Here is a 23,862-nt window from a genome sequence, read left to right on the forward strand (position 1 = left end):
TGTACCTTTCTGTTAATTGTTCTGGCGAGAACTACATCAACAGATTACACCGCAACTTCCCTTCTCTTCCATACACCAGAAATCAGCATAGCTCCCAGCAACAGGGCCACTGGTATTCTTGTTTTTGGTGTCCGACTTAGAGTAAGAAAGTTTGCTGTTAAACTTGTCGTAGCCATAAGAAGCACTTGCCTCAAAGCCTTTAATCTCAACATCACCTAAGTTGTAAATCAGGTAAGTTTGAGTCGCGTTTTGGTACTGGTCTGCAATGTAATCATCAATTTCCGTTTGGAATGCCGTAATATTCGCTCCAAAGAAATGCTTATCAAAGGTTTTATCAAAACGGACACCACCCTGCGTGTTCAATCCCGTTTCAGGCTTTAGTCCATCCTCTAAAAATGCAACGTCTTGGTAGGCAATAAAGGTTTCCATCAGCTCAGGACCTTTGAATAGAGAGCGTGCACTCGCAAACAAAGTCCAATCCTGAGTGACTGCCCATTCTGCTGCTAGGGCCCAGGTCACATCATCATAGTTACTCGTCCCCGTTTCAGCTTCACGTTTGTAATCATCAAAACGCATACCTGCGGTAACAAAGAAAGCATCAGAGAAGAAGAACTGATCTTCTACAAACAGTGCGGTTGAAATGGCCGATTCATCCATGAACTTACGACTACCGTAGTAACTTGAAGATGTCTTATCCATGTAGTCGAAACCATAGGTGATTCGATTATCAAACTCACCTAACATAACATCCGACTGGAACTTACCATTCAAACCAAAGTTTTGGTTTTTAGCGGTGTTCTTCGATAAACGGTTCGAAGGCCAGCGAGGAGCCATAACGCTCTCATCCCGTTTAATTTCTGTCTCGGTATTATAAAGCGTGACGTTTCCCTGATGTTGTTCGCCTCGCAGCTCGTAACTCAAGGTAACGGTATCTCGGTCATAATCCGTAGGAATAAGTAACGTGCTCGATAAGCCATTGTTCGCACTACCCGACATATCAGGACGCGGACTGTAATCACCACTGTCTCGGTACATGTCATAAGAGAGCTCAAAACGATGGATGTCGTTTAGTTCATACCCCAACTTAGCCAGAATGTTGTAAACATCACCCGCAGCGCCATAGGTTTTGTTGCCGTCACCATCTTCAAAGTCATCGCGCGTAACGTAATGGCCATAAACCATCGCATCAATGTTTTCGGACAAAAGCCCGTACAGTGTCAACGAGCCTTGTTGGTTGTCGTTGGATGCATAACCGCCATAAACACGAGCGCCAAACGTTTCATCGTAACGAAGTAAATCGCGAGCGTCTTTCGTTTCAAAATAAACCGAGCCGCCTAAGCCATTTTGAGTCACAGAGTTATTACCTACCTGGATATCGGCAGATTTGAGAATGTCAGGGTTTAGCGTCAAGTTACCAATGTGATGGAACATGCTCGCATGCTGAGAAGCACCATCAAGACGAATGTCCAAATCGGTTTCGCTCAAACCACGAATGGTAATACGTTGATTCACAGAGTGTGTTCCACCAACATCCACACCGGGAATATCGCGCAGTAAATCAGACATATGATCCGCTTGCTTCAGTGACATGTCGTCCGCAAACATCGACTCAGTATTGCTAGAAACTTTTGTTCCCCATACAACGACTTCTTCAAAATGTGACTCGGTATCTTGAGCTAAAACAGGGTTTGATAGCGCCATTCCCACTGCAAGGCAAAGGCTTGAAAGCTTGATAGATGAACAAGCAGGGCTTTCCATAACTTCATTCCTAAATATTAATGATAATAATTCTCAGGTATAATAAGCATGAGTTTTATAAATACAAAGGCGATTTGATTATGCGAAATCGCACAAGTGTTATGAGGAAGTGTCAAATGCAGGAAGTCACACCAAAACGAACTAGAATTGCCAAGATCGCTTTAACCCAAAAACTGGAAGCCACAGAAAAACAGTGGATCGTCACTCAAGGTCAACCTTGTCAAACTCAACTGGCAGAAGGCAAATTCCTATCATATCAGTACAATGATCAAATCTTTGTTCATGGTGGACGTTGCCTAGAGCTTGTTGATTCACATATTGTTTCTACTGCCCACGCCTCACTGTTGGTCACTATTCTTTTAGAAGGTAAGCTCTCGTTTGGCTATGACGATTTGCAATTTGATTTAGACGCAGGCGACGGCCCTAAAGGTGTCGTGGTGAACCTACTCAAACCTGCAAACTTTCGTCGCTCACTGCTCAAAGATAACCTCATTAATAAGATCAACATATTGGTTAAGCCCCAGTGGCTAGAGGCTCGCCTTGACCAAACCTGTCATCATTGGTCCTTTTTTAACTCTCATCAGGCGTTTCATCCTCTAGAGCTTAACCAGGCGTTATGCGAACTGGCTGAAACGCTGACAAGCCGAGAAACACCACAAGAATTCCAAGATAAGTTGGAAGTGGAAAGCTTGATCTATCAAATTTTGCATCAAGCGACTAAGCAAATCCCCAAGAATTTCAGTGCGAATAAAAATAGCCTTGAACGGCACACAGATGGTCGAATAGAGGATATTGTTAGCTATATAGAAACTCACCTTGAGCAAGAACTAGGCTTAGAGAAGTTGGCAAGCGTGTTTTCAATGAGCGTTTCAAACCTGCAGCGCCGATTTAAGCAATCACTGAATATGACCGTAAATGGTTATATTCGCTTTCGGCGCCTTGAGATTGCGAGGCAACACTTGGAATGTGGCCTAGTGACGATCACGGAAGCTGCTTATGAAGCCGGATACCACCACCCTTCCAACTTCACCTGCGCTTTCAAAAAGGTATTTGGTGTACCACCGCATGAAGTGATAAAAGAGTAAAGAGGCCCCAGGTAACTGACTGTTATTTAGGAGTGTCTTATCCACAACATCGGTATATACTCGCCTTAAACGTTATGGAGGTTAAACATGAATATTGGTGCTGTCGCAAAGCTTACTGGGCTTTCATCTAAGTCGATTCGATTGTATGAAGACAAAGGGATCATATCTCCACCAGTGCGCAGCGACTCTGGCTATCGAGAATATTCAGATAATCATATTCAAGAGCTTAACTTAGTATCACGCGCAAAAAACGCAGGCTTTTCACTGCAAGAATGCAAAGAGTTGGTGCAACTTGCCCATAATCCCAACCGAAAAAGCAGCGAAGTAAAAGCAAGAACCATAGATAAGCTTATAGAGGTTGAAGAAAAAATCGCGCACCTCATGGAGATCAAAACGCAACTTGAAGGTTGGGTTTCTTCTTGTCCGGGAGACGCTGAAAGCCGATGCCCAATCATAGACGAGCTCACCAAGTAAACTCGCCTATCTATCCTCATTGAGGAATAGCTTTCATTAAGCCCTGAGGTTGGATTAGTGGTAAGTACACATGCGCTTGCCGTTTAATTCGATAATGTTAAACGGCGTTTCGTATATATCCTCTAGCGTAGACGCCTGAATCACCTCTTCCACCGCACCACTTGCCACAACTTTGCCTTGCTTAAGCGCCAATATGACATCCGAGTAGCACGCTGCGAAATTAATATCATGAATAACCACCACCATGGCTTTGTTCATGTCATGAGCTAACCGCTGGACCACTTTCATGATCTGAAGAGAGTGTTTGATGTCTAGATTGTTAAGTGGTTCATCAAGAAAAACGTAGTCTGTATCTTGTGCAATCACCATGGCAATAAACGCAAGCTGTCGCTGACCACCACTTAATTCATCCAAATATTTGTCTTGTATACCTTGTAAATCTAGATAGTCGATCGCTTGTTCAATCACCGCATGATCTTCTTTGGTCAGATTTCCTTTGGAGTATGGGAAACGGCCAAAAGAGACCAACTCCTTCACGGTAAATCGCATGGTAATAGAGTTGGCTTGACGAAGTACCGCCAGCTTTTTCGCTAACTCTTTAGTGTCCCATTCCGCAATTTCCTTACAATCAATGATAACACTACCACCATCCCGCTCCGTTAAGCGCGAAGCCATAGATAACAGCGTGCTCTTTCCCGCGCCATTCGGGCCAATAATGGACGTCACTTTGCCCTTTTCAAACTGAGTATTGGCCTCATCAACCACTTTATTTGAACCGAAGGCCTTCGTTAATTTGTCTATCACTATCATATTTATACAACTTTGTTTTTCAGTAGTAGGTATAAGAAATACGCACCACCAATAAAGTTAATAACGACACTCAACGTCGTCTCAAAACTGAACACGTTCTCGATAATCCATTGCCCAGCCAGTAACGAGCTGATGGAGAGAAACGAACAACCAACCAATAGCGTTTTGTGTTGGTAACTTCGGAACATTTCTCGGCTTAAGTTGGTCACCAGCAAACCAAAGAACATAATTGGTCCCACTAGAGCCGTAGAAATAGCAATCAGAACCGCCGAGATAATGAATACATTTCGCGTCACCTTAGGTACGTCGACGCCCAAACTTTTCGCATTGTCTTGGTCGAGCCAAAACACATCTAAAGTGCGATGCATACTAAATAGCAACCAACATGCAAACATCAAAGCTGGTGCACTAAAGTAAACCAAATTCACTTTGACATTATTAAAGCTGGCGTAAAGTTTCGATTGAACGATTGCAAACGTATTTGGGTCCATCAGCAAAGAGAAAAATGACGCCGCATTGGAAAATAGCTGACCAAAGATCAAGCCGACCAATAGCAACGTAATCAAGTTCTTGCTTCCTTTAGAAAAGTAAAAACCAAACAACAATAACGAAAACGACACCATTACAATTACGGCAATCGTGAAATTGACGTACAAGTTAAGAACTAAAGTACTCAAACCACCAAAAATCAGCACGATCAAAATTTGCGTCAACACATACAACGCATCAAACCCCATGATACTTGGCGTTAAAATTCGGTTGTGCGTAATGGTTTGAAATACAAGTGAAGACTGAGCAATAGCCACACCCGCTAGCACTATCGCCAATACTTTAGGAACTCTACGAGATAAAAAATACTGGTAGTTGTCAGCCGTTAGCCCAATACCAATAAACAAACATGCAAAAAGTACCGCAATGCCACCTAGCAGTAGGATTTTCGTTGAATCACGCATGTTGCTTACCTCGCAACAACATCGCGATGAATACCACACCACCCAATATGCTGATCACGATAGAGATTGGCATTTCATGAGGGAAGATAATCAAACGACTCACCAAGTCGCAACACAACACTAAAGTCGCCCCATACATGGCCGTAAGCGGAATGTTCTTTTTGAGGTTATCACCATAAAAGTGACTCACGAGGTTCGGCACAATCAGACCAAGGAATGGCAGCTGCCCCACAATCATCACGACACTTGCCGACATGATGGACACCAACAGCACGCCAATCGTGACAACCTGCTGATAATTTAACCCCAAGTTAACCGCGAAATCTTTTCCGATACCCACGGCTGAAATCCGTGCGGCAAAAAGATAGCTGAGAATAGCCATTGGTACCGCGATGTACAGTAGTTCAAAATCACCACGCAAGATGTTGGCGAAGTTTGCGACTGTCCAAGCATTCAGACTTTGAAGTGCATCGTATTTGTAAGCGATAAACGTGGTCATGGATTGGATGACATTGCCGAAAATAATTCCGACAAGTGGCACAAAGACCACACTCTTAAATTGAATGCGTTGAATAAAGAAAATAAATGCTAGCGTCCCAAATACCGAAATACCAAAGACAAGCCATAGGTGATTGTCGTTGCCAAAGAAAACCACGCTCAGTACATAGCCCAGCATGGCGCATTCGATCGTACCGGTTGTAGAAGGTGCAGCAAATCGGTTCTGGCTGATTTGCTGCATAATAAGGCCTGCAATACTTAAGCCTGCACCAGCAAGCAGTATGGCGAATAAACGTGGTATACGGCTGGTAAAGAAAAGCTCTAACGCTTTCTCATCACCCGAAAATAACTGTTGGGGCGTCATGTTTGCCACCCCAACAAACAACGAAACCGTGCTTAAAACCACAAGGGTTAGCAATAACTTTTTCAAAGTTAACCTCTGCTATCTTGGATTACAGTTCAACGGTTTGCTTGATCTCACTGACCATTTTTTCTGTTGCAGTCACACCAGACATCGACAAGTACCACGCGTCCACATCTAAATAAGTGATTTTGTGATTCTTATATGCGGCGGTTGCTTTGACTAAGTCGTTATCCATGGACTTACGAATATCGTTATCTGGCGTGCCTTTTAACGAATTGCGGTCAACTACGAGTATATTTTTCGGGTTAGCTTCACGAATAAATTCATAAGAAATAACATCTCCGTGAGTGCCCGTTTTCACGTGTTCAACCGTTTCCAAGAAACCGAAATCGTTATAAATCACACCAAATCGCGATTGAGATCCAAACGCACTGATGTTGTCACCCATGCTTAAAATCGTTAACGCATCATTGTTATTTGATTGGTTGTAGTCACGAATTGCTTTGAATTGAGCATCTAGCGCTTCAATTTTCTGCTCTACTTTTTCTTCGATATTGAAGATTTTACCAATATTGCGCCACTGTGCTTGCGTACCTTCCCAGTAACCTTGATTCTCTTTCGCAGCAAAAACGACCGTAGGAGCAATTTCACTCAGCTCTTCATATTTCGCAGACGCTCGCGGACCAACCAATATCAAATCTGGTTTTTGCATGTAAATGGTTTCAAAGTCGGGTTCAAACAAACTACCCGCAGAGGTGTAGTTATCTTTGCTGTATTTTGAAAGGTAGCTAGGCAGATTAGAAGAGTTAGAGACTGCAACAGGATCGATACCAAAGTTGTCCAGCGCATCTAGCGGACCAAAGCCAATCACAACCACGCGCTCTGGTGATTGTTCTAGCTCGGTTTGACCCATGTAATGGTCAATCACAACCTTAGCAGCGAAAGAAGGAGAAACAGTAAATAGCGACAGCATAGCCGCACCGACGAATTTTTTCATTTTGTTAAGCCTTAATGAGATCTATTATCATGCGCGTTCGCAATATAGCGTTACTCTTTACTGCATTCAACAAAATTTAAGGTACTTTACATTAGTTACGCTTATTCGAGCTCCAACTATATCAAAGACTTATAAAAACCATTCATTGCAATATCTAGGTGTATCATTCATGCGCTTCGATAAATGCTTTGAGTGCAAGCTCATCAATAATCTCCAACCCGTTTTCCGTTTTTGCAATCAATCCCTTTTCAATCAAATCTTTAACTGCACGTCGATAAACACGACCAGAAGTACCAAATCGCTCAGCTTCTTGATTTACTTTGTCAAAGCCACCGAGCAATGTGTTGGTTTGATTACGGACGAAAAGATCATACGCAATATTATAAGTAATGGGATGCAATAACCGATTGGTATAGATATCCATAGAGTCTTGATAATCTTCGGCCAACGCTGAAGCAAAGAACACCATCATTTCTGGATGCTTTTGTAGCGCTTCAGTTAGTTTTTGGATGCAGATAACATCAACCTGCATGTGCTCATCTGCAATCACATTCCATTGGCAAGGAGTCTGAGTGAAGTACTCCATTTCACCATAGATATGGTAGTCGCAGTTTGCCTCTCCTAATTGAAAGCGTCGCCCATTCGCGGCCAATATGCTCATTGACACTCGACCTACCGGCACAACATATAAGTACTGAAGTTGCTCACCTTGACGGAGAATTTCTTCCCCAGCATCAAAGTAACGCGTACTAATTTGACACTGATAGATCATCTCACGAAAGGCAACGCTCTTTTTTTCAAGGTATGTTTTGAAGCGGCCAGTTGGATACGGGCTGATTTTCATTCTCTGCTCTCTCAGAAAAGTTACTGATAACTATCTCAGGTGGATTGTACCCCGTAACACCAAATAAAAAAGCGACAGTGGCCTGTCGCTTTACATTCATTGATTTATAAGAGTGACTGAAGTTAGTACGGACTAGCTCTGAGCAATCAGCGCTTCTAACGCCGTCGTTGCAGCAAGCTTCTCACCTTGCATCATTACTTTCGCTTCATCAACGTACTGACTAACCCCTTCTTTCACATCTTGTTGGTACAGAACGACGTTATTTAAGATCGAAGCCACATGAAGACCACGTAATCGGCCAACGGCAAACAAAGCTGAGGTTTCCATATCGGCACCTAAGACGCCCTTCTTGTTCCAGTATTGGCATATCGCATCTTCGTCATCGGTATAGAAACTGTCGTGAGAACGTACCACACCGAAATGATAACGCGCCTCTTGCACCGACAGGTAACGCTCAACTTCCTTTAATAAGGAAAAACTTGCGTACGCCGGATAAGCCGAATCCACATACGCTTTGGATCCGCCTTCATCTCTTACCGCACCTTCGGCAATGATTAGCTCGCCAAGCTGAATGCCTGATTGCATCGCACCTGCCGATCCAACACGTACTACATGAGTTACGCCGCACTGTTTTAGCTCTTCTACCGCAATGATCATTGATGGCGCACCGATGCCTGTACTGCATACTGAAACAGGCTGCTCCTTGTATTTGCCAGTAAAAACACGGTACTCGCGATTTTCCGAGATCATTTCTGCATCATCCAATAATGCGGCAATACGATTAGCTCGGTCTGGCTCACCACATACAATGACGAGAGGAGCGACTTGTGTTTCATCAACACCAATATGAGGTTGTTTCGCCATTTTTCGTTCCTTAAGCTGCAGCTTGAGCTAAGGTTTTATCGCCATTGCGCTTGGCGCTACGGGCCCATTCACGCGTACCATTGGCAGCAATGAACATCAAAATCGCATACTGAACAGACATCGCATAAACACCCTGTGTCGCGTAAATGCCAACACTGATGATGTTAATCACAACCCAAAGAATCCAGTTTTCCACATATTTACGTGTCATCAGAATTTGTGCAACAACAGAAAGTACTGTCATGGTTGCATCCCAAAACGGGAACGCATCAGGTTCAAGTGCCGGATCAGCCAAGTCTGCACCAAAGAGATTCAAGCTATCAACAGCAATGTTTGCTAATGCAAAGAAAAAAGGGTCGATGTAGATGGTTAGCAACGCGATAGACACAACGCTAATAGAAGCAGTGGCGATGAGTTTCTGTTTGTTTAACCAGCGTACTTCCAGCGTTTCACCTTCCGCGTTTGGACGAGTCCACGCATACCAACCGTAAATGTTCGCACAGAAGAAAAACAGTTGAAGAAGTAATAATCCGTATAACTGAATTTGGAAAAAGATAACGGCAAAAAGAGTGACATTCAGCAAACCGAATAAGTAGTTGATGGTTTTTTCTTGGCTAGCAAACCAAATGCAAAGCAATCCAAAAACCGTACCGAAAGCTTCGATCCAACTCATTGCGTAACCGCCGCCAATTGGAATGTTAACCAGGGTGTTGTTTATATCGAGTAAGGCAAGTAGGTCCATGTCGATGTCCTTTATTATTTTGTTTGGGAATATGCCTATATTAGGGCGTGACACCTAACAAAAAGGAGGACATTTGTCCCCCTCTTGATGCACTCGATCATAATTCAGTTCAATATTTGCTTGAAAGCAATAAATGACTCAATTGAACCGCTTGGAAATTAACGCGCCTAAGAATCCAAACCTAAATAGCGCTTTTTGAATGCGGAAGCTGATGCAAATAAAGCTGACGCCAAAAGTGTAATAACAAACCCAATTGCGTACTCGAATGCTTCATTCACCAAGAGCTGATAACAGCTCACAAAAAAAATCAGTATGACCGCAATAACATTAACTCGGTGAAACCAAGGATGCTTTACGGAGAACTTAGCGTAACCTTTTGATAACATTTAACTAATCCGCCAGACAACAATTAATATTTTTATTTATAATCAATGGTGATAGTAAGGCTTTATAGTATAAAGAGAAACGACTTTTTTGACTTTTTAGCTCAACATCACAGGTCATCTAGTGCTGCTTGACTTTAATATCTTGACACTTTTTCGTTCAACTAAGGTAGGTTCTAATTGCACGACTTGCGCTTCTGTTGATTTATCATCCAGTTTTCGGACAAGCGTTTCCACGGCAGCTTGCCCAAGACGGTATTTAGGCTGGTGAATTGTGGTGAGTGATGGCGACATAAACTTCGCGATATGTATGTCATCGTAACCGATGATTGAAATCTGTTCCGGGACTTTAATATTGAGCTCATTTGCGGCGTTAATTACACCCATCGCCATCATATCATTGGAAACAAAAATCGAACTGGGTAAGGCGCCTCGCTGCGCCATTTTCATAAATGCTTGATATCCGCCTTCACATTCGAAGTCCGATTCAATTATCCAGTTGGCATTAAATTCCAAGCCTGCTTCGTTCATCGCACGTTTGTAACCTTCGTATCGCATTTGCGCTTGGTGTTTAATCAAAGGGCCGGTGATACATCCTATTTCTGTGTGGCCACAATCAATCAGGTATTTCGCCGCTAGGTAACCGCCACGAAGCGAGTTATCTTGAATTTTGTCGCTCGTAAACAGCATCGGCCCCCAATCCATCACCACGACAGGGATATCAGGATAACGCTCAAATACATCGATACGCTCCCCTTCTAGCGAGGAGCACATCAAGATCAAACCATCGACACGCTTTTGCAAAAGCGTATTAATGGATTGGCGCATACGTTCGTTATCACCTTCGGTATTGCATAAAATGAGGCTGTAGCCTTTTTGGTAGCAGCTGCGTTCGACGCCTTTTACGACTTCGCCAAAGAATGGGTTGGTTGAGGTTGTCACTAGCATACCAATGGTTTTGGTACGATTGACTTTGAGGCTACGCGCCAAAGCTGATGGCGCATAGTAGTTGAGTTCTTTTGCGGCATTATTGACGCGTTCGGAGATCTCTTCACTCACAAAACGCGTCTTGTTAATAACATGGCTCACTGTTGAAGTGGAAACCCCTGCCAGTTTTGCGATGTCTTTCATCGTCGCCATGTTATTACTCCTAATTGATGAGGCGTTTAAGCCCTATTGTGCAGCGAGAAACGCGTCCACCTCTTCGCGAGTTGGGATCGACGTCTGCGCGCCAAAGCGGGTCACAGAAATTGCAGCCGCCGCATGTGCAAACTTAATTGCTGATTCTAAAGGTAAATCCTCTAACAGGCCAGTGACGAATGCCCCATTAAACGTATCCCCTGCTGCGGTGGTATCAGTCGCGTCAACACGGAACCCCGGGATGAGCTCACCTCTACCATTTTGACTTAACCAAACACCCTTCGCACCGAGAGTGATCATGACAATTTCGATACCTTTGCTATGAAGCACATTCGCCGCTTCTTGCGCGCTGTCATTATCCGTTACCGTTACCCCCGTCAACACTTCAGCTTCGGTTTCATTTGGTGTAATGACATCAATACAAGCAAGCAGTTCGTCTGACAGTTCACGAGCAGGGGCAGGGTTTAAAATGACGTTAGTTTTTGCATCTTTCGCCACTCGCGCGGCTTTCTCAATGCCGCACATCGGCGTTTCCAATTGCATCAGCAGGTAATCCGCTTGGCGAATGCGATCTAAATCTGGCTCAATCGCTTCTGCTGTCAATTTGGCATTCGCTTCTGCTGAAATACAAATGCTGTTTTCACCACTATCCGACACTTGAATCATCGCAATGCCAGTTGGGCAGTTTGGTTGCATCTTCACACCTGTGATGTCGATGCCGTCCATATTGAAGTTTTCACGAATATTGATGCCGAACGAGTCATCGCCTACACAAGCAATAAAGCCAATATCAGCCTTGAGTCGAGCTGCAGCAACAGCTTGGTTGGCACCTTTGCCACCTGGGATAACTTGATAGTTGCGACCATGTAGCGTTTCGCCAGGGCGAGGGAAAGAAGGCACTTGAAGAACATGGTCAGCGTTTACACTACCTAACACCACTAACTTATTCATACGGTTATCCTCGGTTCTGAATGAACCCTTTTTTTGAAAAACTATTTTGGAAAATACATTAGATGACTTTAACTTCTCTTCCTAACGAAGGAGTCACGATAAAAAGTCAAAGGCATCTATACCCTGCATTTTTAAGTCTCTTTGGTATGTTTGCCCTCTCCTCCTAAACGACAGATATAAACGGAGGAGAGAGCAAAAATTAGGACGCTTTATTGAACGTCAAACTTATTTAGTCACTACTTTTAGTGGTACCGGAATGTATTCTTCTACTTTTTCACCTTTCAAGACTTTGTCAGCCGTTTCAACACCTAAAGCACCGATAAGATCTGGCTGCTGCGCGATGGTTGCTGCTAGTTTGCCACGGTTAACTGCCGCAATGCCGTCTTCCGTGCCATCAAAACCAACGATAACGACGTCTTTGCCAGATGCTTGAACTGCGCGAAGTGCACCTAGCGCCATTTCATCATTCTGTGCGAACACCGCTTGCACATCAGGGTTAGCCGCGAGTAGGTTTTCCATCACGTTTAGGCCTTTAGTACGGTCAAAGTCTGCTGGCTGGCTGGCAAGAAGATCCATATCGCTGCCCTTCACGGCATTCATGAAACCTTCACCACGCTCGCGCGCCGCCGATGTGCCCGCAATACCTTCAAGCTGAATTACTTTTGCTTTTTCGCCAACTTTTTCCATGATGTAGTGGCCTGCCATTTCACCACCGATCACGTTGTCGGACGCGATGTGGCTCACGACTTCACCACGGCTTGCGCCACGGTCTAGTGTCAATACAGGGATCTTAGAACGGTTCGCCATACGAATCGCATTAGACACAGCATCAGAATCCGTTGGGTTGATAAGAATAGCTTTTACGCCGCGAATACTTAAATCCTCGATGTTCGACAATTCTTTGCTCGGGTCATTTTGCGAGTCCAGTACAATTAAGTCGTACCCCAATTCTTTCGCTTTAGCTTCCGCACCGTCTTTCATCGTTACGAAGAACGGGTTGTTTAGCGTCGAAACCACAATCGCCATCGTATCTTGGGCTTGTGCCGCTACTGATACAGTGGAAGAAAGAAGTGCAGCAGAGATAAGAGTTGCAAGTTTTTTCATCGTTCTAGTCCTTTGTGTAGGGTGAGCCAGCACACGCCCACTGGCTCGGTTTGTATTCAGGATTTAATGGTTATGGATTATTTGTTTTTGTTGTCTACCAGTACTGCGAGCAAGATAACCACTGCTTTGGCAATCATTTGGTAGTATGAGGAAACGTCTAGTAGGTTAAGAGCGTTGTTTAAGAAACCGATGATCAGCGCACCAATTAGCGTACCCATGATGCGGCCTTTACCGCCCATCAAACTGGTACCGCCAAGTACAACTGCAGCAATCGCATCTAACTCGTAACCCATACCTGCAGTTGGCTGAGCGGAAGACAGACGAGAAGTTACGATAATACCTGCAAGCGCTGCCAGCATACCGCAGATTGCGTATACACCAATCTTCACTCGGTCTACATTGATACCAGATAGACGAGTCGCTGATTCGTTGCCACCTAGTGCATAAACGTAGCGACCAAAGCGAGTGTGGTTAAGTAGGTACCAAGCCGCAGCGAATACAACTACCATCAACCAAACAGGTACTGGAATACCTAGCGCGTAGCCGGTACCAAACCATGCAAACGCATCAGCTGTGTCAGTAAAACCTGTCGAGATTGGACGACCTTCGGTGTACACCATAGTCACACCGCGTAGTAACGTCATGGTAACCAGCGTAGCGATAAAGGCCTGTACTTTGCCCTTCGCAATGATGATGCCGCTAATTGCACCTAACGCTGCACCTGCGACTAAAGCAGTCGGAACCGCCACCAGCACCGGGACTTCAAGCGCAATCATGCTTGCCGCAAAGGCACCACATAGCGCCAGTACGGAACCAACACTCAAGTCGATGCCTGCGGTTAAAATAACCAGTGTCATACCTACCGCGATAATGGCATTCACTGAGGTTTGACGAAGAATGTTGAGAATGTTGTCGACCGTAAAGAAGTTCGGGTTCAAAAATGACACAACAACAATCAAAAAAATCAGTGCTATCAGTGATTTTTGCTCAATCAACCACTCTTTTGTGAACAACTTCTTGCTGCTAGCTTCGGTTGGTTTGCTCATGGTATTAGTACTCATGCTGCTTCCTCATTGATCTTTTTGCCTACGGCACAGGCGAGTAATTTTTCTTGATCGGCGTCTTTCGCATCGAATTTGCCAGTAATACGACCTTCATGCATAACCAGAATGCGGTCACTCATACCCAGCACTTCTGGCATCTCGGAAGACACCAAGATGATGCTCATGCCTTCGGCTTTGAACTTGTTGATGAGTTGATAAATTTCTTTTTTCGCACCGACATCGACGCCACGTGTTGGCTCATCGAGAATCAGAACTTTAGGTTTGGTCATTAACCCTTTCGCGATCGCCACTTTTTGCTGGTTACCGCCGGATAAGTTACCAATGATTTGGTCGCGCGTAGGGGTTTTGATATTAAATAGCTTGATAAAATCTTCCACGGCAATCACTTCGTCGCTATGTTGGATTTGGAAGCCTTTAGTCAAATGATTGAGAGAACAAAGTGACATATTCTCCTTAACCGAGAGACCTAACACCAAGCCATCGCCTTTGCGATCTTCAGAGATATAAGCGATGCCATTTGCTAAGCCATCTTGTGGGCTAACCGGGTTAATGGTTTTGTTATCGAGGTTGATAACACCATGCTCACTTGGCAACGCGCCGTAAATCACTTTCATCAGTTCGGTGCGGCCTGCCCCCATCAAACCAGAAATACCCAAAATCTCACCGCGTTTCAGCGTGAAGCTCACATCGTGAACGCCAGAGCCAGTCAGGCCAATCACTTCAAGGCAAGTTTCGCCATGTCGCACATCAATACGTGGGTATTGCTCTTCTAACTTACGACCAACCATCATTTCGATCAGGCCGTCTTCATCAGTTTCGGACACCTTGCACTCACCGATAAATTTACCGTCACGAAGCACCGTAATATCGTCACAGATTTCAAAGATTTCTTTAAGACGGTGTGAGATATAAACAATGCCGCAGCCCTGCTCTCGAAGCTCGTTGATCACTTTAAATAGTGACTCCGTCTCGGTATCAGTCAGCGCGTCAGTTGGCTCATCCATAATGATGACTTTCGATTCAAACGAAAGCGCTTTCGCGATCTCCACCATTTGCTGTTCACCTAGGCTCAAATCACCAAGCAACGTTTTCGATGAGTGCTTTACGTTAAGGCGTTGAAGCAACTTGTCTGCTTCTTCATACATCTTGCCCCACTGAATACGCCCCATCGTGCCGGTAAATTCACGACCTAGATAGATGTTTTCAGCAATCGTTAGTTCAGGGATCAAGTTCAATTCTTGGTGAATGATGCTGATGCCCGCTTCCTGTGAGTCACGCGGACCTTTAAACGCGGCAGGTTGGCCTTGATATTGGATGCTACCCGCATCCATGTGATAGATGCCAGTCAGCACCTTCATCAATGTTGACTTGCCTGCTCCATTTTCTCCCATGAGCGCCATGACACGGCCTGGGTAAACATTCAGGCTCGCTTTGTCCAGTGCTTTCACGCCCGGGAACGCTTTCTCAATGTCGCTCAGTTGTAGAATGGCTTGAGTCATAATCTGTCCTCAATATCTCTGGCTTAAAAAACCACGCCCGCTTGAAAGATAACGTTCGCGTATGGCGAGCATTCGCCAGTTCGAACGACAGCGCGGCTTTGTGCCGTGCGTGCTTTAAATGCTTCATGTGACACGTAGCTGATCTCGATAGATTTACCCGTTTCTTCGCTCTCTTTGCTCAGTTCGTTAAGCAATGCTTGATGCAAAACTGGGCTTACATCAGAAAACTCTTCCGCAATAATGACCCCTTCGATTTGCGACTCAGATAGAATCACGCGAACAGTATCAAGAAAACTTGGTACGCCATGCGTTAGCGCCAAATCAATTCGCTGTACATGCTCAGGGATTGGCAGGCCAGCGTCACATATCGTGATCTCATCGGTGTGGCCTAGCGTCGCCACCAAGTAAGAAATATCTGAGTTAATTAGGGTACTTTTTTTCATCTCATCGACCTTTCGGTTACACGTTCATACAACCATGAGCGCCTGTTTTAAAGTGTTTTCGTTATTAACAGAAAACTCATCGAAACGTTTCGATGAAATAATAATTCGTTGTGGTAATTTGACCAGAGTGAGATCGATAAGGTGTGAGAATGATCCGTAATTAACGGGTCATCGAATAGTAAAAAGGTACATGAGTCACACTTTACCATCGAAACGTTTCGATGGCTGGCTTAATCTACACTTGAAGTGAGGTTTTTAAAGACAGTTGAAAAAGAGATACGTCCCATTACTGAGAAACACTCTAGTTAATGAGATGGAAACCTTACACATCATCACAGTTCTTGGATGGTTGTCTGATTTTGGAGAACGCTCACCTTACAATCTGGTTACAATTTGCAAAACACATCATCCGTTCAGTACCTTATATGGTATGCGACGTTTGTAGGGACACAAACGGAAACTAAAAGCCATAATGAAGTTAAGCAATCGAGTCATCTTGCTTGTCGCGCCAGTGATCTTATTAAGCGCGCTGGTATCAAGTTATATTATTTACAGCATTCAAAAAGTAACGCTCATCAAGCGAGAAGACAGCTATATCCAATTGCAAATGGAAAAGCTCGCAGGGCAGTTCCGACAAGCCAACATATTCCTCAATAGTTATGCATACACATTAAGCAAAAGTGATGTATTGCAAGACTACTTGGTGAATCATAGCAATCCGTATCGTGAGCGCGTGTTATTTAACCGACTCGATGAAACCGCAGATGTGTTAAGCCATGGCTATACAGGCGATGCAAGCATGGCGATTCTCGACGGGAAACAAAACCTTCTTTATTACACAGAAAATAAATACTACGAATCTTCAGGTGTAGTCGACCCTAAGGTATTGGATTACATCTCGCGAAGCTTTAGTACGAGAGAAGCGTTTAACCATACTGGCTTTATTTACAATTCCAGCGGGCAAAGTATTCTTCTGCAATACGAACTGATCGACAAACGAACAGGGACACAACCTCTAAGTTTTGATCCGCAAAATGTCTTTTTCGTGGTGGTATCGGTATCGCTCGAAGCCTTCAATGAGATCAAGCACGAAATCGAGTTCGACACGCATAGCGTGATAACTTTTGCCGACAAGCCTATTTATCTCGATATTCCTCTCGCTCAGACGATTGAACTATTGCCACACTTTTATGCGGTACTCTCCCCCGCTGAATATTTGATGTGGAATAAAGTCGATAAAGTGTGGCTAGAACTGGCCCTTTCCTTTGGTGTGGCGGCGTTTTGCACCATCACCTTAATTGTTTTGGTTTTGTATCGTTATGTATTACACCCCGTTTCTCGCCTCGATAAACAGCTACAAGAGCTGGAAACAAATCAACGCGGCAACATTGAAAAGCTAGAAACAAACGATGAAATAGGACGCTTATCCTCACGCTTTTTTGATATGTATGAAGAGCTCAACGTCATATATAAGAAGACAAAACGCCTGGCTGAAACGGATCATCTAACGCAACTCGCTAATCGCCATCGTTTCCATGAACTTGCAACTCGTGAACTCGTCTCCCCTTCGCAGCATTTGTGGGTCATTTATGTCGATCTCGATAACTTTAAGTACGTTAATGACAAATACGGGCATGAACTGGGAGACAACTTATTAAAGGTGTTTTCATCACACATCAAAAATGTCTGTCAAAAATTCTCGCACGACTACGATAGTCCCTGTTTTGCAGCAAGATTGTCTGGTGACGAGTTTGCTATTTTATTGAGCTCAAATCAGGATGCACAACGCCTACCCGATTTGCTGGCCTCAGAGTTGCTAAAACCGATTAGCAATCTCAGTCCATCTTGGAGTAATTCATTCCCCGTGACTGCAAGCGTAGGTATCGCTCAGTACCCTCAAGACGGTACAGACGTCGCGAAATTACTCTCCAGTGCCGATGCGGCAATGTATCAAGCCAAACGAGCCGGGAAAAACCAGTACGCTTATTACTCAGCTGCTCTCAATGTTGAGTCTCAAAGACGCAGTCAGCTTGAGCGAGCGCTCAGAAAAAGCAACGTGGAAGAAGAGTTCCATCTCGTTTTTCAACCCTATATGAATAATCGGGACAACGAGATTGAAGGACTAGAGGTATTATTGCGCTGGGAAGCGGAAGGCATTGGTCCCGTGCCTCCGAAAGAGTTTATCCCAATCGCGGAACAGGCGGGCTTATTTGATAAAATTGATCGCTGGGTTTTCGCCAACGCTACAGCGGAATATCACCAATTAAGAAATATTTTTGGCAAAGACATTGTCCTTTCGATCAACCTCTCTTCAGCAGAGCTTAACTCCATCGAAATGGCGAATTATATTCATGACCAAGCAAGCAAAAACGGTGTGAAACCAGAATGTATTGAATTAGAAATAACAGAAACCTTTGCCGCAGAACAACAAGGTACAGCATTACTTGATGAGCTGTCGAAGCGTGGCTATCGTCTCGCCATTGATGACTTTGGCTCTGGCTATACATCGCTGACTCAACTTGTTCAATATCCAGTTCAAAAGATCAAGTTTGACCGAGAGTTCCTCGTTACATTGATGAAAACCAACAACGGTCATGTGATCAAACCCATCATCGATCTATGCCACGCTCAAAATAAAACGGTCACCGCAGAAGGTATTGAGCACAATGTGATGCATGAATGGTTATCGGCCTACCGCTGTGACTATATGCAAGGCTATTTATTTGGTAAGCCAATGAGTAAGGAACAACTGAATTTGTGGTGGCAATCCGCAAATGACGATAGCCGCTTCGATGGTTCCATAGTAGGTTCAATTACTGTTCAAGGGACATCTTATTAAAGATTAAGTACAGAAGCCATGTATGTGGCTGCTGTACTTATATAATATAGAAACAAGACTTTACCCCTAGTTTCAATAATATAAGCAACCACATAAGTTCGTACGTTAATTTTTGGCATTATTATTTTTCGATGAAAGCTCTCAGTTATTTAAATATTTAATCAAAACGATAGAATTACTTTTTGGTAAGTTTAGTTCTGTTTTTACTTCTTTAATTGAAGACATAAGGAAATAAGTAAAAGCTGACAAACTTTACTTTTGTACTGCTGATCACCGGCTTAAATGATTCGTGTAGAAGCTCATTTGTCGGCTCCACTTAGACTTAGCTTTATCACTTGTGAACAGGAAATGCCCTTCTTCTCGGTATTTCTCTACCTTTCTTATCCATCTTGTTGTTTACCCACTCACTTAAAATGCACTAACACACATAACGAGTTGACGTTACGATTTGTTACGAGTCAAATCACAAATCTAAACGTAGGCTGAATAGACGTACAAAAGACAAAAACATTGAAATAAAAAGAGTTTCTAATCTAGAAAAAATAAAACATCGTTTTTATAAATTCGCCATCTCACAAATATCCTTAAACACAGTTTTATTAATTACACATATCAGATATTATTTATGCCGAAGTTTATCGAAACAATCGATTAACTTCATAATTTATTTGAGTTTCAAACAGTTAGTTTTTAACTTGAAAACTTATCGTTAACCCAATATTAAGTACCTAAGCGTACAATAAGAAACATTGGGAATAGAATTATATTGATGTGCATGTTGTTTTAACGAATGCATGAAGCAATCGGTAAATTTGTAACACCATAGAGTTTTATTTAGCCAAGATGAAAAAGTTAATTTTATTATTTATATGGACATTTCTGTCTGCCTCTCCTTTTGCCTTTGCAAAACAAGCAGATAACGAAGTCAAAAGTCACATGCCACAGAATCAAATTGAACAAGTGTTCAAACAAGCAAAGTTAGATGGCATAGTAGACTTTAAATTGTTTCGTGACGCTTACATCGCGTACCAAAAAACACCCGATAGAAAGAAATCAGTACTAACCATCATCGACTATAGTAAACCATCGACTGAAAAACGCTTTTATGTGGTTGATTTAGATAAAAAGAAGCTTATCTACAATACTTATGTTTCTCACGGTGTGAACAGTGGAAAGAAAACAGCGACGCAGTTTTCAAACGTGGTGAACTCGCGTAAAACATCGCTGGGTACGTTTTTGACTGACACCACCTACTACGGATCAAATGGTTATTCACTTCGATTAGATGGTCTAAGCTCAGGGTTGAACGATAAAGCTCGCGAGCGTTATATCGTTGTGCACGGTGCCGACTATGCTAACCCTTCTTTTATCAAGAAGAATGGTTACCTTGGGCGCAGTTGGGGTTGCCCTGCACTGCCAAAGAAGTTGTCTCGTGAGATCATTGACACCATAAAAGGCGGCAGTGTTATTTACGCAAGCGCATAACACGGGTGCAAATCATGTGGGGAAGAATGCTCTCTTTCTTCCCCAACAAATAATCGGATTGGCTCAAGCTTCCTTTTATCAAGATTCTCTTTACTGTTTATCCAGTTTTCGCTTGCTTCAACGCTAAAATTATTTAGGTATTAGCTTATACCTAGATAACATCAGAAAACTCTGTTCATCCCTCTTCCATCTCGTTAGTATACGCTGAGTTGGTCAAACACCGATTTTCATTGTTATCATAGTGTCACTAAGATTCCGTAGTCATAGTGATAGTCTATGACGTTATATGTTTAGGGTTACTTCTTGCGTTATCTACACCGTATATTATTGATGCTTTCATTGTCCCTATTTTCAGGGTTCATCGCTGCCTCATATGCGCATACGTATCACCACACTAAACATTACACCTCTGAACGCTTACTTAAACTCGCGCAACAAGACGATTTTGAACTAGCACACAGCGAATTCCATACATTTGCCTCTCCAAGTTCTTGGGGCTCAGAAGGTTATTATCTGCACATAAAGCGCGAGTTGTTAGCGCTGGTTTCCTGCCGTCGAACATCCGCCACTGATGGTGTTTTATCATCTGATTTTACTCCTGATTATTTTTTACTTGTTGCTTTCTCTTCCCCACCACTATTGGAATTGGCGAAACAAGCATCTCGCTTACCTCTTGATGGTTATGGCGGGCTGATGAGTAAACGCTCTCTCTATCGACTCTCAGGAAGAAAAGAAGCCAATTTGATGTACGTCTTTACTCATGGTCGCAACGCCTTCCCTGTTGTTTAACTTTTTATGACATACAGAGAACACGGAAATGTAACGATGAGAACCAATACGCTCATTGTTACTAGAACCAATTTGAGGTCCATATAATGACAAAATTCGCTACGACTATCGCACTAGCATTACTATTTGCAACGAGCTCTGCCTTCGCTAACACGGAAGCAAAACCAGAAGAAATGAGCAATGAGACTCTACTAGAATGTGCCAATGTTTCTAATGCACGTATTGCGGTTCCTGAACACAGAGCGATGTTCAGGCACTACCTAATGTCTGAAAGAAACTACAGTTTTAGTCAGTTATCTTCTGCTGAGCTTGAATTTAAAGCAGCAGATAAGAATGAATCCGAAGTAGAAACTATCTACAAATCTCAGTGTAAAGAGGTTGGCGAGTACCTATATAGCATTGGCTATTAAATTCGAAACCCTAACGACACTAAAAAAGAAAGGCGCATACATTGCGCCTTTCTTTTTACTGATAAAAACCAGCCGATTAGATGTCTAATCTATATACAAGCTTAAAAGTGCAACTCAAAGTAAACTTACTGGGAAAACTCTGACACATCCTTGGATTTACAGAACGCTCGACGTGCTTTAACAAACAAGAAACTAAGTACCCCAATCACGAATGTAATTATTGGGGCCGCCATTAATAGCATTGTGATCGTTTTGCTCATATTCTCTGGTAACAAGGGAAGCAATAAACCAAAACCGCATAATATCAGCGTCCATAAAATCGCACTCAGCCATGCAAAGTAATGGAATTTACTAATACCTTTCACTCGCAACCCCATCATTAATGGCAATAGGGAACGAACAACCGGAATAAACCGCGCACAAAAAAGCGCAATCAATCCATGTTTACTGAGTAATACGTCGACCTGTTCCAAACGCTTTTGAGGAACCGCGCTCACCCAGCCTTGGACCTTAGGTAAGCGATTTAGCCACTTGCCTTGTAAGTAAGCCGCCCAACTTCCCAATCCCGCACTAACAGCTATCACCAACATGATCATTATTGGATCAAGGACACCAACCGCCGCCAGCGTACCGGATAATACGACGACACTGTCGCATGGGAATGGCGCAGCAGGAATAAAACCACTTTCCAAAAAGATAAGCGCAGCAACAACAAAATAAACCAATCCTGCACCGCCTGGCGCCATTAACGCCGTAAAATCTTGATGCCAAAAGGCACTCAAGACCTGAATTATCGAATCAAACATAAACCGCTCCTAAGCATAACTAACCAAAAATTGTAAAAACATGGAATGTGTTAGCGAGCATGTATAAAGCGGTATATGAGATTCGATTCTTTCCTCGCTCCGATTCTGTATTTAGAATGAGTAAAAATACTTTCAACACAACGACCTAAAGCCTCATTGCCGATGCGTTTTAGCAGCCCCATCGAGTGAATTGCCGAACGATGTGTCCACCAAACTACAGCAAGCGTTTCAAACCATTCGAGTTCTACATCGTCGTTCGAGCTCGTTTCCTTAGAATGGCTAACCCTCAATATATTCCGGCTGTTTAAACTCGGATAGTCTTGTTGTATTGGAGAGGCAGGGTGTTCTGAAAAGTGCTTCGACTTAGCGGCAGCAGCAATATTCTGGTTATGAAAGGAAAGAAAATTTGGGTATGAGTGCGCCAGGCTCATGCTCGGAGCCAACAAGCAGAAAAGTAGTCCGAGTAAAGCAATCAGAGTCGTACGCACAAAGGTAACCAAAACCAAAATAATAAGTTCTTTTAACCCTGTGCGTAACGATTGGCAATTAGTATTCTTAATCGTTAAGAATACTAATTATTTTTCACCGTAAGGGTAGTTTTCAAACATTTTCGCAATTTCTTCTTCAATCAGAGACTCTCTTTTCTCAGAGCTCATAGACTCAGATAGTTTCCTGCTTGAAACACCTTTCCACACAACCTGATTAGCCTTTGCATCAACAAGCTCTACCACAAGTTTGCCATACTTACGTTCTTTGTATCTTTCCGGGCTTGAAGTGATCACGCCAAAGCTATTCCAACCATAACCGAAACTCACCGAAGACCCAGAAGAGACAAGCTCGGACTCTTCGACGATATCATGATGAACGTAAAGGTCCCCTCCACTATTCACTTTAATTAGGCCCTTATCTTCAAGCTGTTCAGCCAATCCTTGTTCAATACGTCGACCATCAATACTCGTAGGGGCTTCTGCTTGGGCACCGAAATCAAACGTTCTGTAAGCTGAAAAATCGGCTTGCTTATCAACATCCGTCGTTACGGTTGTACAAGCAGACACGAGCATCATCACCGCCCCTAATATCAAACCTTTCCACATGTTAAATCTCCTTTGGTTAAGCTGACTGTTTCAGCGGAATTACGCTAGTGCTATACATACGCTTCAGCAGTAAAAAGTAATCATTTCAATATCTAGTCTTGACCATGAAACGTGACTGTTCAATAAACGCGATTAACCTTTACACTGACAATCTTGAATCTCATCAATGCCTAAACGCTAGTAGACAGTGTGTTTACCCCTAATTAGCAGCCATCGATTTTAGAAGCGGAATCGCTGACCCTCCTGAAAAACAGAGACAATGAACACTTTAACACCAACACGCTACTTTTTTAGGCACCTGACAAACAATTGATGAGAAAAGACTTTTCTTTTTCGTTCAGTGTGGCATATTAGCTGAGTCCTATCGATGCGCGGGCATCGTATAATGGCTATTACCTCAGCCTTCCAAGCTGATGATGCGGGTTCGATAAATGTAGACCCAAAATCATACTTTAACTAACAGGTG

The 23,862-nt window shown here is 43.3% G+C and carries 21 protein-coding genes and 1 pseudogene; 6 read left to right on the forward strand and 16 right to left on the reverse strand.

Features of this window, described 5'->3' with window-relative positions; translation table 11 throughout:
* Positions 1–93: 93 nt before the first annotated feature.
* Positions 94–1,758: pseudogene (locus B7360_RS22850) on the reverse strand (TonB-dependent receptor plug domain-containing protein); the annotation flags it as partial.
* Positions 1,759–1,874: 116 nt separating this feature from the next.
* On the opposite strand from B7360_RS22850, the gene B7360_RS22855 reads away from it, so the two are divergent.
* The gene (locus B7360_RS22855; RefSeq protein ID WP_085344709.1) at positions 1,875–2,843 is read left to right on the forward strand and encodes a helix-turn-helix domain-containing protein; all 969 of its coding nucleotides are present in this window, start codon (positions 1,875–1,877) and stop codon (positions 2,841–2,843) included.
* An 87-nt stretch (positions 2,844–2,930) separates the two neighbouring features.
* Complete coding sequence (gene cueR / locus B7360_RS22860; RefSeq protein WP_085344710.1) at positions 2,931–3,317, forward strand: Cu(I)-responsive transcriptional regulator; 387 nt, start codon at positions 2,931–2,933, stop codon at positions 3,315–3,317.
* A 54-nt stretch (positions 3,318–3,371) separates the two neighbouring features.
* Here cueR and vctC read toward each other — a convergent pair whose 3' ends face one another.
* The 13 genes from vctC to rbsD form a co-directional block, all read right to left on the reverse strand.
* Positions 3,372–4,127 carry an iron chelate ABC transporter ATP-binding protein VctC gene (vctC, locus tag B7360_RS22865; RefSeq protein WP_005397181.1) on the reverse strand — a complete coding sequence of 252 codons (756 nt, stop codon included), beginning with the start codon at positions 4,125–4,127 and terminating at the stop codon, positions 3,372–3,374.
* A 2-nt stretch (positions 4,128–4,129) separates the two neighbouring features.
* Positions 4,130–5,080 carry an iron chelate uptake ABC transporter permease subunit VctG gene (gene vctG / locus B7360_RS22870; protein WP_012842333.1) on the reverse strand — a complete coding sequence of 317 codons (951 nt, stop codon included), beginning with the start codon at positions 5,078–5,080 and terminating at the stop codon, positions 4,130–4,132.
* Positions 5,073–6,008, reverse strand: coding sequence for an iron chelate uptake ABC transporter permease subunit VctD (vctD, locus tag B7360_RS22875; protein ID WP_041853077.1), 936 nt, complete (start codon positions 6,006–6,008; stop codon positions 5,073–5,075). Before vctD ends, vctG begins: the two co-directional genes overlap by 8 nt.
* Positions 6,009–6,030: 22 nt before the next feature.
* Positions 6,031–6,939, reverse strand: coding sequence for a siderophore ABC transporter substrate-binding protein (locus tag B7360_RS22880; protein ID WP_048624947.1), 909 nt, complete (start codon positions 6,937–6,939; stop codon positions 6,031–6,033).
* A 163-nt stretch (positions 6,940–7,102) separates the two neighbouring features.
* Positions 7,103–7,783 (reverse strand): Crp/Fnr family transcriptional regulator, encoded by a 681-nt coding sequence (locus B7360_RS22885; RefSeq protein ID WP_006741007.1) that lies wholly within the window; start codon positions 7,781–7,783, stop codon positions 7,103–7,105.
* A 132-nt stretch (positions 7,784–7,915) separates the two neighbouring features.
* Positions 7,916–8,647, reverse strand: coding sequence for a nucleoside phosphorylase (locus B7360_RS22890; RefSeq protein ID WP_085344711.1), 732 nt, complete (start codon positions 8,645–8,647; stop codon positions 7,916–7,918).
* A gap of 10 nt (positions 8,648–8,657) precedes the next feature.
* Positions 8,658–9,389 (reverse strand): nicotinamide riboside transporter PnuC, encoded by a 732-nt coding sequence (gene pnuC, locus B7360_RS22895; protein ID WP_085344712.1) that lies wholly within the window; start codon positions 9,387–9,389, stop codon positions 8,658–8,660.
* Between the two features lie 500 nt (positions 9,390–9,889).
* Entirely contained in the window at positions 9,890–10,912 is a 1,023-nt protein-coding gene (locus B7360_RS22905) for a substrate-binding domain-containing protein (RefSeq protein ID WP_085344713.1), read from the reverse strand.
* Between the two features lie 33 nt (positions 10,913–10,945).
* A complete protein-coding gene (gene rbsK, locus B7360_RS22910) occupies positions 10,946–11,863 on the reverse strand; it encodes a ribokinase (protein WP_005397162.1) in 918 nt (305 codons plus the stop codon).
* A 225-nt stretch (positions 11,864–12,088) separates the two neighbouring features.
* Positions 12,089–12,967: a ribose ABC transporter substrate-binding protein RbsB gene (rbsB, locus tag B7360_RS22915; protein WP_005397160.1), complete on the reverse strand. Its 879-nt coding sequence runs from the start codon at positions 12,965–12,967 to the stop codon at positions 12,089–12,091.
* Positions 12,968–13,044: 77 nt separating this feature from the next.
* Positions 13,045–14,028 (reverse strand): ribose ABC transporter permease, encoded by a 984-nt coding sequence (gene rbsC / locus B7360_RS22920; RefSeq protein WP_005397158.1) that lies wholly within the window; start codon positions 14,026–14,028, stop codon positions 13,045–13,047.
* Positions 14,025–15,530, reverse strand: a complete 1,506-nt coding sequence (gene rbsA, locus B7360_RS22925; RefSeq protein WP_085344714.1) for a ribose ABC transporter ATP-binding protein RbsA — start codon at positions 15,528–15,530, stop codon at positions 14,025–14,027. The genes rbsC and rbsA overlap by 4 nt, the downstream gene beginning before the upstream one ends.
* Positions 15,531–15,553: 23 nt before the next feature.
* Positions 15,554–15,973: a D-ribose pyranase gene (rbsD, locus tag B7360_RS22930; RefSeq protein WP_005397153.1), complete on the reverse strand. Its 420-nt coding sequence runs from the start codon at positions 15,971–15,973 to the stop codon at positions 15,554–15,556.
* Between the two features lie 472 nt (positions 15,974–16,445).
* On the opposite strand from rbsD, the gene B7360_RS22935 reads away from it, so the two are divergent.
* The 4 genes from B7360_RS22935 to B7360_RS22950 all read left to right on the forward strand — a co-directional run bounded on the left by B7360_RS22935 (position 16,446) and on the right by B7360_RS22950 (position 21,496).
* Positions 16,446–18,812 (forward strand): EAL domain-containing protein, encoded by a 2,367-nt coding sequence (locus tag B7360_RS22935; RefSeq protein ID WP_085344715.1) that lies wholly within the window; start codon positions 16,446–16,448, stop codon positions 18,810–18,812.
* A gap of 843 nt (positions 18,813–19,655) precedes the next feature.
* Complete coding sequence (locus tag B7360_RS22940; protein WP_085344716.1) at positions 19,656–20,297, forward strand: murein L,D-transpeptidase catalytic domain family protein; 642 nt, start codon at positions 19,656–19,658, stop codon at positions 20,295–20,297.
* Between the two features lie 330 nt (positions 20,298–20,627).
* On the forward strand, positions 20,628–21,086 hold the full coding sequence (locus B7360_RS22945; RefSeq protein WP_005397143.1) for a hypothetical protein: 459 nt from the start codon (positions 20,628–20,630) through the stop codon (positions 21,084–21,086).
* A gap of 86 nt (positions 21,087–21,172) precedes the next feature.
* Complete coding sequence (locus B7360_RS22950; RefSeq protein ID WP_085344717.1) at positions 21,173–21,496, forward strand: hypothetical protein; 324 nt, start codon at positions 21,173–21,175, stop codon at positions 21,494–21,496.
* Positions 21,497–21,621: 125 nt separating this feature from the next.
* Here the strand turns inward: B7360_RS22950 and B7360_RS22955 are convergent, their stop codons facing one another.
* Positions 21,622–22,302, reverse strand: a complete 681-nt coding sequence (locus B7360_RS22955; protein ID WP_085344718.1) for a DedA family protein — start codon at positions 22,300–22,302, stop codon at positions 21,622–21,624.
* 575 nt (positions 22,303–22,877) lie between these two features.
* Positions 22,878–23,396, reverse strand: coding sequence for a DUF4136 domain-containing protein (locus tag B7360_RS22965; RefSeq protein ID WP_005397138.1), 519 nt, complete (start codon positions 23,394–23,396; stop codon positions 22,878–22,880).
* Positions 23,397–23,862: the final 466 nt, after the last annotated feature.

This window comes from Vibrio sp. ArtGut-C1, from assembly GCF_002105475.1.
GTDB lineage: Bacteria > Pseudomonadota > Gammaproteobacteria > Enterobacterales > Vibrionaceae > Vibrio > Vibrio diabolicus.

Bases quoted from the DNA above. Each gene is read 5' to 3' on its own strand.
- B7360_RS22855 (WP_085344709.1), top strand. From the start codon at position 1,875: ATGCAGGAAGTCACACCAAAACGAACTAGAATTGCCAAGATCGCTTTA.
- cueR (WP_085344710.1), top strand. From the start codon at position 2,931: ATGAATATTGGTGCTGTCGCAAAGCTTACTGGGCTTTCATCTAAGTCG.
- vctC (WP_005397181.1), bottom strand. From the start codon at position 4,127: ATGATAGTGATAGACAAATTAACGAAGGCCTTCGGTTCAAATAAAGTG.
- vctG (WP_012842333.1), bottom strand. From the start codon at position 5,080: ATGCGTGATTCAACGAAAATCCTACTGCTAGGTGGCATTGCGGTACTT.
- B7360_RS22880 (WP_048624947.1), bottom strand. From the start codon at position 6,939: ATGAAAAAATTCGTCGGTGCGGCTATGCTGTCGCTATTTACTGTTTCT.
- B7360_RS22885 (WP_006741007.1), bottom strand. From the start codon at position 7,783: ATGAAAATCAGCCCGTATCCAACTGGCCGCTTCAAAACATACCTTGAA.
- B7360_RS22890 (WP_085344711.1), bottom strand. From the start codon at position 8,647: ATGGCGAAACAACCTCATATTGGTGTTGATGAAACACAAGTCGCTCCT.
- pnuC (WP_085344712.1), bottom strand. From the start codon at position 9,389: ATGGACCTACTTGCCTTACTCGATATAAACAACACCCTGGTTAACATT.
- B7360_RS22905 (WP_085344713.1), bottom strand. From the start codon at position 10,912: ATGGCGACGATGAAAGACATCGCAAAACTGGCAGGGGTTTCCACTTCA.
- rbsK (WP_005397162.1), bottom strand. From the start codon at position 11,863: ATGAATAAGTTAGTGGTGTTAGGTAGTGTAAACGCTGACCATGTTCTT.
- rbsB (WP_005397160.1), bottom strand. From the start codon at position 12,967: ATGAAAAAACTTGCAACTCTTATCTCTGCTGCACTTCTTTCTTCCACT.
- rbsC (WP_005397158.1), bottom strand. From the start codon at position 14,028: ATGAGTACTAATACCATGAGCAAACCAACCGAAGCTAGCAGCAAGAAG.
- rbsA (WP_085344714.1), bottom strand. From the start codon at position 15,530: ATGACTCAAGCCATTCTACAACTGAGCGACATTGAGAAAGCGTTCCCG.
- rbsD (WP_005397153.1), bottom strand. From the start codon at position 15,973: ATGAAAAAAAGTACCCTAATTAACTCAGATATTTCTTACTTGGTGGCG.
- B7360_RS22935 (WP_085344715.1), top strand. From the start codon at position 16,446: ATGAAGTTAAGCAATCGAGTCATCTTGCTTGTCGCGCCAGTGATCTTA.
- B7360_RS22940 (WP_085344716.1), top strand. From the start codon at position 19,656: ATGAAAAAGTTAATTTTATTATTTATATGGACATTTCTGTCTGCCTCT.
- B7360_RS22945 (WP_005397143.1), top strand. From the start codon at position 20,628: ATGCTTTCATTGTCCCTATTTTCAGGGTTCATCGCTGCCTCATATGCG.
- B7360_RS22950 (WP_085344717.1), top strand. From the start codon at position 21,173: ATGACAAAATTCGCTACGACTATCGCACTAGCATTACTATTTGCAACG.
- B7360_RS22955 (WP_085344718.1), bottom strand. From the start codon at position 22,302: ATGTTTGATTCGATAATTCAGGTCTTGAGTGCCTTTTGGCATCAAGAT.
- B7360_RS22965 (WP_005397138.1), bottom strand. From the start codon at position 23,396: ATGTGGAAAGGTTTGATATTAGGGGCGGTGATGATGCTCGTGTCTGCT.